At 63.3% G+C, this 10,999-nt stretch carries 9 protein-coding genes; 6 read left to right on the top strand and 3 right to left on the bottom strand.

Annotated elements, in window-relative coordinates; translation table 11 throughout:
- Positions 1–2: 2 nt before the first annotated feature.
- A complete protein-coding gene (locus YH3_RS23565; protein ID WP_064444120.1) occupies positions 3–1,421 on the bottom strand; it encodes an amidase in 1,419 nt (472 codons plus the stop codon).
- Positions 1,422–1,750: 329 nt separating this feature from the next.
- On the opposite strand from YH3_RS23565, the gene kdpF reads away from it, so the two are divergent.
- The 6 genes from kdpF to YH3_RS23595 are packed head-to-tail and all read left to right on the top strand — an operon-like array spanning position 1,751 to position 9,518.
- Positions 1,751–1,849, top strand: coding sequence for a K(+)-transporting ATPase subunit F (gene kdpF, locus YH3_RS23570; RefSeq protein WP_007731078.1), 99 nt, complete (start codon positions 1,751–1,753; stop codon positions 1,847–1,849).
- Positions 1,849–3,534: a potassium-transporting ATPase subunit KdpA gene (gene kdpA, locus YH3_RS23575; RefSeq protein ID WP_003944472.1), complete on the top strand. Its 1,686-nt coding sequence runs from the start codon at positions 1,849–1,851 to the stop codon at positions 3,532–3,534. The genes kdpF and kdpA overlap by 1 nt, the downstream gene beginning before the upstream one ends.
- Positions 3,531–5,636: a potassium-transporting ATPase subunit KdpB gene (gene kdpB / locus YH3_RS23580; RefSeq protein WP_007731079.1), complete on the top strand. Its 2,106-nt coding sequence runs from the start codon at positions 3,531–3,533 to the stop codon at positions 5,634–5,636. The genes kdpA and kdpB overlap by 4 nt, the downstream gene beginning before the upstream one ends.
- A gap of 6 nt (positions 5,637–5,642) precedes the next feature.
- Positions 5,643–6,293, top strand: coding sequence for a potassium-transporting ATPase subunit C (locus YH3_RS23585; protein WP_030536605.1), 651 nt, complete (start codon positions 5,643–5,645; stop codon positions 6,291–6,293).
- A 7-nt stretch (positions 6,294–6,300) separates the two neighbouring features.
- A complete protein-coding gene (locus YH3_RS23590; RefSeq protein WP_003944466.1) occupies positions 6,301–8,841 on the top strand; it encodes a sensor histidine kinase KdpD in 2,541 nt (846 codons plus the stop codon).
- Positions 8,838–9,518, top strand: coding sequence for a response regulator (locus tag YH3_RS23595; RefSeq protein WP_003944545.1), 681 nt, complete (start codon positions 8,838–8,840; stop codon positions 9,516–9,518). The genes YH3_RS23590 and YH3_RS23595 overlap by 4 nt, the downstream gene beginning before the upstream one ends.
- 9 nt (positions 9,519–9,527) lie before the next feature.
- On the opposite strand, the gene YH3_RS23600 is transcribed toward YH3_RS23595, so the two are convergent.
- Positions 9,528–10,508, bottom strand: a complete 981-nt coding sequence (locus YH3_RS23600; RefSeq protein WP_042924097.1) for a zinc-binding alcohol dehydrogenase family protein — start codon at positions 10,506–10,508, stop codon at positions 9,528–9,530.
- Positions 10,505–10,966, bottom strand: coding sequence for a MarR family winged helix-turn-helix transcriptional regulator (locus YH3_RS23605; RefSeq protein WP_064444121.1), 462 nt, complete (start codon positions 10,964–10,966; stop codon positions 10,505–10,507). The genes YH3_RS23600 and YH3_RS23605 overlap by 4 nt, the downstream gene beginning before the upstream one ends.
- Between the last annotated feature and the right edge of the window lie 33 nt (positions 10,967–10,999).

Genomic DNA, 10,999 nt, shown 5'->3' on the forward strand with positions numbered 1-10,999 from the left:
GGTCACCACCACGGCTCGGGTCGGACCTGATCCCAACGCAGGACCGATTCCAATTGTGAAGCGAGGGAGACCAACAGAGGTTCGGTGTTCTCGTTGCCCATCAACTGCGCACCGATGGGCAGGCCGGCCTTGCTGAATCCGGCCGGCACGTTGACCGAGGGCCAGCCGAGGACATTCCACGGCCACGCGTAGGGGCAGGCGCCGGTCATGACCTTGTCTGTGTCCCAGCCACCGATGCCGTCGATCGCGGTCGCCATGATCGGTGGAGTTGCCGTCGTGGGTGCCAGGACGACGTCGTAGGTGTCGAAGATCGCTCCGATCCGCTTTCGCATCCGCGGCTCGGCCGCGCGGGCCGCGCGCAGAGGTGCGCCGCGAAGTAGCTTGCCGTTCTGTGCATTTCCACGTGTTCGGGCATCGACGAGTGTCGGGTCGGGAACGCGTCCGAGCCAGTCGTGGACCCCGACGAGTGAGCGGGGCAGAAAGTTCAGGCCGAAGATCAGGCCGTATGCGGGATCGTCGACGACGACGTGGTGTCCGAGTTCCCGCAGCGTGTCGGCGATCGAATGCACGGCCAGGCGCACTTCCGGGTCCAGCTTCACGGGAGTGGCGGTGAACGGATTGCGAAGGGAAAGCGCGATTTTCAGTTTTCCGGGGTCGCGTCCCACCGCGTCGCTGACGGTGACCGGTGTCGGCTTGTGGAGGTCGCCGTCATGGTTGCCGGCAGCGACGTCGAGCAGCAGTGCCGCGTCGGCGACGGTGCGAGCGAGCGGGCCGTTGACCGTCAGGCCGTAGAACGCTTCGGCGTCGGGCCAGGTGGAGATGCGCCCGCGCTGCGGTTTGATTCCGACGAGGTTGGTCCAGGCCGCAGGGATTCGGATGGAACCGGCACCGTCGGAACCGATTCCGGCGCTGACCAATCCGGCGGCGACGGCCGCGGCGGTGCCGCCCGACGATCCGCCTGGAGTGTGGTGACGCGACCACGGATTGCGCGTGTAACCGAAGGCTGAACCGCTCGTAAGGGGCCACTGGCCCAATTCCGGGCTGTTGGTCTTGCCCACGATCACTGCGCCGGCGTCGCGGAGGCGTCGAACCATCTCCGAGTCCTCGGTCTTGGCCGGGAAATCGCCAGGGCAACCGAAGGCGGTGGGTTCGCCGGTGATGTCGACGTCGTCCTTCACTGCGATCGGCACACCGAGCAGCGGCAGACGCTCGCCGCGTGCGAGACGTCTGTCGGCCTCGGCAGCTTCCTCGAGTGCCTTCTCTCGCCGCACGATCTTGAACGCATTGAGGTGAGGCTGAGTGGCCTCGATCCGGCTCAGCGTTGCCTCCGTGGCCGCGACGGACGAGGTGGCGCCCGAGGCCAGACTCGCAACCTGGTCGACAAGACCGGGGGCGAGATCGTGGTCGGTTCGAGAAGTCATCAGGTTCCCTTCGCAAAACTGTTCGTTCGAACGAACAGTAACTTGTTTCAGTATTAGTGAACTTCGGTTTCGCGTCAAGATCGCGTCAAGACGCCAGGTCAGTGCGTAAGCGGATCGTCAGAGACGCGGAATCGGCCTTTCCGGAGGTCGAAGCTGAGAGAGCGCATCCGGTCGAGGGCGACCGCGCGTCATGGCTGCGATGCACAGCAGCACGGCAAAAGATTTCGAAGAGGGAAGCTCATGGCCGATCTGGCCTACGTTGCTCTGATTCTCGGCGGTTTTCTCGTGTGCGCGCTGGTACTGCGCGCCCTACAGGCGAGCGCTCCCAAATGACGGTTGCCGGTGTGGTCAGCGTGGTTCTGATCGCCGTCGCCGCGGCATTGGTCATTTACCTGCTCGTTGCACTCGTAGATCCTGAGAGGTTCTGATGTCGCCCGCTCTTGCAGCCGGCCTGCAGATCGCTTTTGTCCTCGTCGTTCTGGCAATCGCCTACGTTCCGGTGGGCGACTACATGGCGCGTGTTTACTCGTCGACGCGAGATCTTCGGGTCGAGAGTGTGATCTACCGCGTCGGTCGGATCGACTCCAGGGCCGAGCAGACGTGGTACGGCTACGCCGCAAGCGTTCTCGGATTCTCGCTGGCCAGCGCATTGTTCCTGTACTTCCTGCAACGGATTCAGGGAGTACTGCCGCTGAGTGACGGTCTGTCCGGGGTCAGTCCTGCCGTAGCGTTCAACACCGCGATTTCGTTTGTGGCGAACACCAACTGGCAGTCGTACACGCCGGAAACGACGATGAGCAACTTCGTTCAGCCCGTCGGTCTGGCGGTGCAGAACTTCGTCTCGGCAGCGGTCGGCATGGCGGTGGCCATCGCATTGGTTCGCGGCTTCATTCGGGTGGCCAGGGGCGGCGAGATCGGCAACTTCTGGGTCGATCTGACGCGTGGTTCTCTGCGCATCCTCCTCCCGTTCTCCTTCGTGATCGCCCTGATCCTGTTGAGCCAGGGAGTGATCCAGTCGTTCCACAGCGGTTTCGCCTCCACCGGCCTCGACGGCAATGCGGTCACCAATGCACTGGCCCCCGTCGCGTCCCAGGAAGCGATCAAGGAACTCGGCACCAACGGTGGCGGGATCTTGGCTGCCAACTCGGCGCACCCGTTCGAGAACCCCACCCCGTTGAGCAATGTCGTCGAGATCCTGGCGATTCTGTTGATTCCGGTCTGCCTCACCCGAACGTTCGGAACTCTCGTCGGGGATCGTAGGCAAGGCCTCACCCTGCTGGCAGTGATGGGAATCCTGTGGAGCGGGCTGCTCGCAGTCACGCTCGCTGCCGAATCCGGCGCACGCGGTGTTGCCGCCACAGCAGCTGGTTCGATGATGGAGGGCAAGGAAGTTCGCTTCGGAATCCCCGGATCGGCGTTGTTCGCGGTGGCGACCACGGGAACGTCGACGGGCGCGGTGAACTCGGCCCACGACAGCATGTCACCCCTCGGCGGCGGCGCGGTCCTGCTCAACATGTTGCTCGGCGAAATTGCGCCAGGTGGAGTCGGAACCGGCCTCTACGGGATTCTTGTGCTGGCATTGATCGCAGTGTTCGTCGGCGGACTGCTGGTCGGTCGCACGCCCGAATATCTCGGCAAGAAGTTGGGTCGACGCGAGATCACCCTTGCGGCGCTGTCGATTCTGGTCATGCCCGCGCTGGTCTTGATCGGTACCGCCATCACCGTCATCCTCGGTTCGACCACCGGTTATCAAGGCAATGGGGGAGATCCGGGCACGCCGGGATCGATCCACGGGTTCAGTGAGGTGCTTTACGCCTTCGCCTCCGCCTCCAACAACAACGGCAGCGCCTTCGGCGGTCTGACGGTCACCAGCGACTGGTTCCAGTCGTCTCTCGGAATCTGCATGCTTCTCGGCCGATTCCTGCCGATCATCTTCGTTCTCGCTTTGGCCGGTGCTCTTGCCTCGCAGAAGAAGGTGGCGCCGACGGCCGGCACCCTCCCGACGTCCGGACCGATGTTCACGGGTTTGTTGACCGGCACCGTCGTTCTTGTTGCTGCACTCACATTCTTCCCGGCCCTCGCGCTGGGCCCGCTAGCGGAGGCTCTTCAATGACCGTGCGTATCAGTGAGAAACCCGTGGTAGCGCAAGACGCTGCCGACAAGGTTGATCCAGGGCAGTCCCGTCAAGTACACGCAGGCGTTTTCAACCCGCGGCAGATGATCACCGCGTTGCCGGGGGCCGTGCGCAAACTCGACCCACGCCACCTCGCCCGCAACCCGGTCATGTTCGTGGTGTTCGTCGGTTCCGTCATCACCACTGTCATGGCGATCGCCGATCCCTCGGTGTTCTCCTGGGTGATCACCCTGTGGCTCTGGTTCACGGTGATCTTCGCGAACCTCGCCGAATCCGTGGCCGAAGGGCGCGGCAAGGCGCAGGCGGCGAGCCTGCGAAAGGTGAAGCAGGACACCACAGCACATCGGATCACGATGAGCGGTGCGATCGAATCGGTTTCCGGCACCGAACTGGTGGTCGGCGATCGGGTGATAGTGGTTGCCGGCGAGGTCATTCCCGGCGACGGCGACGTGGTCGAAGGTATTGCCTCCGTAGACGAATCGGCGATCACCGGTGAATCCGCGCCGGTGGTCCGTGAATCCGGTGGTGACCGGTGCGCCGTCACCGGTGGTACGACGGTTCTCTCGGACCGCATCGTCGTGGAAATCACCGCAGCACCGGGCAGTTCGTTCGTGGACCGGATGATCGCGCTCGTCGAGGGTGCTTCACGTCAGAAGACACCCAACGAGATTGCGCTCAACATCCTGCTCGCGTCGTTGACCGTCATCTTCCTCCTCGCCGTCGTAGCCATCGGCCCGATGGGCTTGTATGCGGGGCACGAGCAGGATCCGATCAAGCTGATCGCACTTCTCGTCTGCCTGATCCCGACGACCATCGGAGCGCTGCTCTCGGCGATCGGTATCGCGGGCATGGACCGCCTCGTCCAGCGCAACGTTCTCGCGATGTCGGGGCGCGCGGTGGAAGCTGCGGGCGACATCGACACCCTGTTGATGGACAAGACCGGAACCATCACTTTCGGTAACCGCCGGGCCACCGCACTCCATCCGGCGCCCGGTGTATCCGCCGACGATCTTGCTGCGGCAGCTCGCTTGTCGAGCCTGGCCGACGGAACTCCCGAGGGACGGAGCATCGTCGAGCTGTGCGCAGCGGAGTTCGGTCTTGCTGCCGAGCCGACGCTGGACGAGGAACGCGCAGAGTTCGTTCCGTTCACGGCACAAACCCGGATGAGCGGACTCGACCACTCCGGACGCCAAATCCGAAAGGGTGCAGCAGATGCGGTGATGAACTGGGTCGTCAGTGGCGGTGGACACGCGGAGAGCGCGGTGACCGACACCGTGGGCGACATCGCCCAAGCGGGCGGAACGCCGCTGGTAGTTGCCGTCAAGCATGGTGAGAGTACCTCGATCCTCGGCGTGATCGCGTTGTCCGACGTCGTCAAGCCGGGAATGGCTGACAGGTTCGCCGAACTCCGGGCGATGGGTATTCGCACGATCATGATCACCGGCGACAATCCGTTGACCGCGAAGGCGATTGCCGACGAGGCGGGCGTCGACGACTTCATGGCGGAGGCCACCCCGGAAGACAAACTGGCCCTGATCCGGAAGGAACAGGAAGGCGGACGTCTCGTCGCGATGACCGGTGACGGGACCAATGATGCTCCCGCCCTTGCCCAGGCCGATGTCGGGGTCGCGATGAACACGGGAACCTCGGCAGCCAAAGAGGCCGGGAACATGGTCGATCTCGACTCCGATCCCACCAAGCTGATCGAGGTGGTGGAAATCGGCAAGCAATTGCTGATCACCCGCGGCGCGTTGACCACATTCTCGTTGGCGAACGACCTGGCGAAGTATTTCGCAATCCTGCCGGCCTTGTTCAGCGGCATCTACCCGCAGCTGGACGCGTTGAACATCATGCGTCTCGCCACCCCCGAATCGGCGATCGTCTCGGCCGTGATCTTCAACGCCTTGGTGATCATCGGTTTGATTCCGTTGGCACTCAAGGGCGTTCGATACCGACCGTCGACGGCATCGCAGTTGCTCGGACGTAACCTGCTCGTCTACGGTCTCGGCGGTGTGATCACACCGTTCGTCGGTATCTGGTTGATCGATCTCGTCGTACGTTTGATTCCTGGAATTGGGTGACCTGACATGCGTTTCACTATCGGTTTTGCCAAACAGGTGTGGGCGGGTTTGCTCGTATTGCTCGCGCTCACCGTCGTTCTCGGTGTGGTCTATCCCGCCGCGGTGTGGGGTGTCAGCCGGATCAGCTCCGGATCTGCCGAAGGCTCACCGGTCACCGATGCCGCCGGTTGCGTGGTCGGCAGTGCCTGGGTGGGTGTCGATCCGCAGGTCGCCGAAGGGCATCAGGACCCGTTCTTCCACAATCGTGTTGTCGGATCCGTTTCGGACGAGGATCCGTTTGCCACCGGTGATCCCGCTGCGGCACTGCCGTCCAACCAGGGGCCGAGCAGCGAGATTCTGGCCGGATTCGTCATCGAGCGCCGGGCAGCCATCGCGGCACGTGAAGGTGTCGACCCGGCATCGGTTCCCGTCGACGCAGTCACCGGTTCGGGCTCGGGTATCGATCCCCACATCAGTCCGGCGTACGCCGAACTGCAGGTCGCGAGGGTGGCGGCGAACAACGGCATCTCGGAAGACCAGGTGCGGGACTTGGTGGCCGAGCACACCGACGGTCGGCAACTCGGATTTCTCGGAGCCGAGCGAGTCAACGTCCTGGAATTGAACCTGGCACTCGGATTGACGGCACCTACGTGTGCTGCACCGACGACTGGTGGATGATTGTCACGTGAGTTCTTCGGAGAAGGTCGGTCAATCTTTCGGTAGGGCACGCAAACGTGGTGAATTGCGTATCTACCTCGGCGCTGCGCCTGGCGTCGGAAAGACCTTCGCGATGCTCGGTGAGGCTCATCGGCGTCGAGATCGTGGCTGTGACGTGGTCGCGGCCGTCGTGGAGACACACGGCCGCGCCCGCACCGCGGCGCAGATCGGAGACCTCGAAACAGTGCCGCCCAAGCTGGTGGATTATCGCGGAACACGGATGCCGGAACTGGACGTCGAGGCCGTGTTGGCTCGGCGTCCGGCCCTTGTCCTGGTGGACGAGTTGGCACATACCAACACGCCAGGGAGCAAGAATCACAAGCGCTGGCAGGACGTACAGGAACTGCTCGAAGCCGGGATCGACGTTCTGTCCACGGTTAACGTGCAACACCTCGAAAGCCTCAACGACGTTGTCGCGCACATCACCGGCGTGGTTCAGCAGGAGACGGTTCCGGACGCGGTAGTGCGTAGTGCGGCGCAGGTCGAGCTGGTCGACATCACCCCGGAGGCGCTGCGCCGCAGACTTTCTCATGGAAACGTGTATTCACCGGAACGGGTCGATGCGGCCTTGGGCAATTACTTCAGACGCGGAAACCTCACGGCGCTACGCGAACTGGCTCTGCTGTGGGTGGCCGATCAGGTGGACGCCGCACTGGCGAAATACCGGGCCGAGAACAAGATTACCGATACCTGGGAAGCGCGCGAGCGTGTCGTCGTTGCCGTGACCGGGGGACCGGAGTCGGAAACCCTGGTACGACGCGCATCTCGAATCGCGTCGAAGTCGAGCGCCGAGCTGATGGTGGTCCACGTCGTACGCGGTGACGGACTCACCGGTGTCTCGGCCCCCGAGATGGGCAAGGTGCGCGCGTTGGCTGTCGGAGTCGGCGCCACGCTTCACACTGTTGTCGGTGACGACGTACCGTCGACGCTCCTCGAGTTCGCGCGTGAGGAGAACGCCACACAGTTGGTGCTGGGAACGTCGCGGCGTTCCCGCCTGGCTCGCATCCTCGACGAGGGGATCGGCGCTGCGGTGGTTCAGCAGTCCGGTGGTATCGACGTTCACATGGTCACGCACGAGGAAGCGACGGCGCGACGACGCATTTCGGTGCTGGGGCGCTCGGAGCGCCGGGTCCTGTCGTGGATTGCGGCGATCGTCGTGCCTTCGCTCGCGGCCGCGATCATGGGTCTCGTCGACCGAATCTCCGGGGTCAACGGCGAGAACGCGCTGTTCTTCGTCGTGGTCGTTCTGGTCGCCCTCCTCGGCGGCGTCGGCCCGGCGATATTGTCGGCCCTGATCTCGGGACTGCTGCTCAATTACTTCTTCACCGATCCGCGGTACAGCTTCACCATCGCCGAACCTGACAACTTCATCACCACTGTCGTGCTGTTGATCGTGGCTGTGGCAGTTGCCGTTCTGGTCGACGCCGCAGCAAAGCGCGCCCGCGAGGCGAAGCGCGCATCCGAGGAAGCCGAACTGCTCACACTGTTCGCGGGATCAGTTCTCCGCGGAGCGGATCTGTCGACACTTCTGGCGAAGGCACTCGAAATCTATCGCCAGCGAGGGGTTTCCGTCATTCATCACGACGACGGAGTCATCGCCGCCGTGGGTACGCAGCCGCCGACCACGGACGACGAAGCGGATACGGTCTGTGAGGTCAACGACGGGGAATACGCGCTGTTGTTGGCTGGGCCCGACCTGAGTGCGCGGGATCGACGAGTGCTGACGGTGGTGGCTCACCAAGCAGTTGGGATGATCCGCCAGGAGAAACTGACAGTCGAGGCGAGCAAGGCTGCCGCGCTCACCGAGGCTGATCAACTGCGTCGAGCCCTGCTGTCAGCGGTAAGCCATGACCTGCGAACGCCTCTCGCCGGAGTGAAGGCGGCGGTGTCGAGTCTGCGCAGCGACGACATCGAGTTCTCGCCCGAAGACACCGCTGAATTGTTGGCAACCATCGAGGAGTCGGCGGATCAGTTGACGGCGCTGGTCGGGAACTTGCTCGACTCGTCCCGACTTGCCGCCGGGGTGGTGAAACCCACGCTGCGGCCGGTGTATCTGGACGAGGTGGTTCACCGCGCGTTGCTGGGCCTCGGCATCGGTGGACGCTCGGATTCGCGGGCTCGAAGTGTAGTCGTCGACGTGGGTACCGTTGCAGTGCAAGCAGATCAAGGTCTGCTAGAGCGGGTGATTGCGAACATCGTCGACAACGCTCTGCGCTACGGGGGAGAAACCCCGGTGCGCGTCGGGGCGGCGCAACTCGGTGATCGTGTGGTGATCAGTGTTGCCGATACGGGCCCAGGTGTTCCGCGAGGTGAGGCCGAAACGATGTTCCAGCCGTTCCAACGGATGGGAGATCGCGACAACACCGGCGGAGTGGGCCTCGGACTTTCCGTGGTGCGCGGATTTGTCGATGCGATGGGCGGAACAGTCAGCGCCACAGACACACCTGGTGGGGGATTGACGATGATCGTGGAGTTGGCTGCGGCCGGTACGAATGGGAATGGATCATGAGTCGAATCCTGGTAGTGGACGACGAACCGCAGATTCTGCGAGCTCTGCGTATCAATCTTTCGGTGCGCGGGTACGAGGTGGTGACCGCGTCGACGGGCGCCGGTGCCTTGCGGGCTGCTGCCGAGCGTCCACCGGACGTCGTGGTACTCGATCTCGGACTGCCCGACATGGACGGCACCGAAGTGCTTGCCGGCCTGCGTGGCTGGTGCACGGCGCCGGTCATCGTGCTGTCGGCGCGCACGGATTCCGCGGACAAGGTCGAGGCTCTCGACGCCGGTGCGGACGACTACGTCACCAAGCCCTTCGGGATGGACGAGTTTCTGGCCCGCGTGCGCGCTGCGGCGAGGCGGGGAACCTCCGCGGCGGACACTTCGGAACCGTCGGTCGAGACCGCGTCCTTCACGGTGGACTTGGCTGCGAAAACAGTGAGTCGGCGCGGTGAACAGGTGCACCTGACTCCGACCGAGTGGGGCATGCTCGAGATGCTTGTGCGCAACCGCGGAAAGCTGGTCGGGCAGAAGGAGTTGCTTCGGGAAGTGTGGGGACCGGCGTACGACACCGAGACCCACTATCTACGTGTCTACCTGGCTCAACTTCGTCGGAAGCTCGAGGATGACCCGGCGAACCCCAAGCATCTGATCACCGAGGCAGGAATGGGTTATCGATTCGTGGTGTGAGAAGCCAGGTCAGAGCACAACTACCAATTTGCCACGTGCCGTACCGGCTTCCATCTTGGCATGTGCTCGCGCGATGTCCTCGAACGCGAACACCTCGTCGATCGGTACCACCGCCTCGCCTGACGCCACAGCGGAGAGGAAGTCTTGCAGTACGCCGGCAGGCAGGTCGGACGCGTCCCCACCGTACGAGGTCAATCGCACTCCGCGTGGAATGTAGTCGATCGGATAAAAGTCTTTGACTGTCCACTCGTTGGACAGCATTCCCGTGAAACACACGGTGCCGTGAACGCGGGTCGCGCGCAACGTGTCGGGAAGTGTTGGTGTTCCGACCAATTCGAGGGCCAGATCAACACCGCCCGGGAGGATGTCTCGAACCTGGCCGGCCACAGCACCGTCGTCGACGATAACGTGGTCAACCCCGATCGCGGTCAACGACGACGCTTTGTTCGCATCTCGGGTGGTCGCAAGGACAGTGAGTCCCCACTGCTTCGCCAGGACTGCGGTTGCCATGCCGACCGAGGAGGTTCCTCCCCGGATCAACAGGGATTGACCGGATTTCGCGTCCAGTCCTACCGTCAGCGAGCCGTAGGACGTCTGCAGCATCTCGGGAACAGCTCCCACTGTCGACCAGTCCAGTTCGCTCGAGAAGGGAACGACCTGACTGACGGGAACGCACGTGTACTCGGCATAACCGCCGTCGAACGTCCTCCCCATCCCACCCATCATGGCGGCGACTTGCCGGCCTTCGGTGAGCTCCCCGCCGGGGCAGTTCACCACTTCGCCGACGGCCTCGATGCCCAGCACCCTCGGGAATGTCACGCCTTCGGCGAGGCCGAGGCGGGTGTGAAGTTCGGATCGATTGAGGCCGAATGCCTTCACCCGGACCAGTACCCAGCCCGCAATCGGCACGGGTATCGGAATCACTTTGATAGTCAATGCTTCTGGCGGGCCGGGGGCGTCGAGCACGATTGCGCGCATTGTGTCGGTCATGCTTTTTCCTTCGTGGTCGGTGTCAGGTTTCGATTGGCTTCACGCAGCGTGGCCAGTGTGGCGCCGAACCGATCGAGAGCGTCGGGCGTCAGCACGGAACCGAGACGGCGCTCCAATTCGTCGTCGAACGTTGCCTTCGCCCGCCGCAACAGCTCATTGCCCTCGGGAGTCAACTCGATGAGTGAGGATCGTTTGTCGGTGGGATTGGATTTTCGACGGCAGTGTCCAGCCGCTTCGATTCGATCCACCAGCTTGCTCGTGCCACCGACGGTGATCGCGAGGGCCTCGGCGATGTCGAAGATCCGACAGGAGCCGAGCCTGTCGATGATCTGCATCGGCTCGAATCGACTCAGTGGCAGGTCGTGCTCGATTCGGAGTCGCTGGTCGACGGCCGTCCACAGTTCGGTTTCGAAGCGGACGAGGTTGTCGAAGTGCCTGCTCAGGGCTGATCTGGTCACGAGCAGACTCCGAACCGATATGCATTCCGTGGA

Source organism: Rhodococcus sp. YH3-3 (genome assembly GCF_001653035.1).
Taxonomy (GTDB): Bacteria; Actinomycetota; Actinomycetes; order Mycobacteriales; family Mycobacteriaceae; genus Rhodococcus_F; species Rhodococcus_F qingshengii.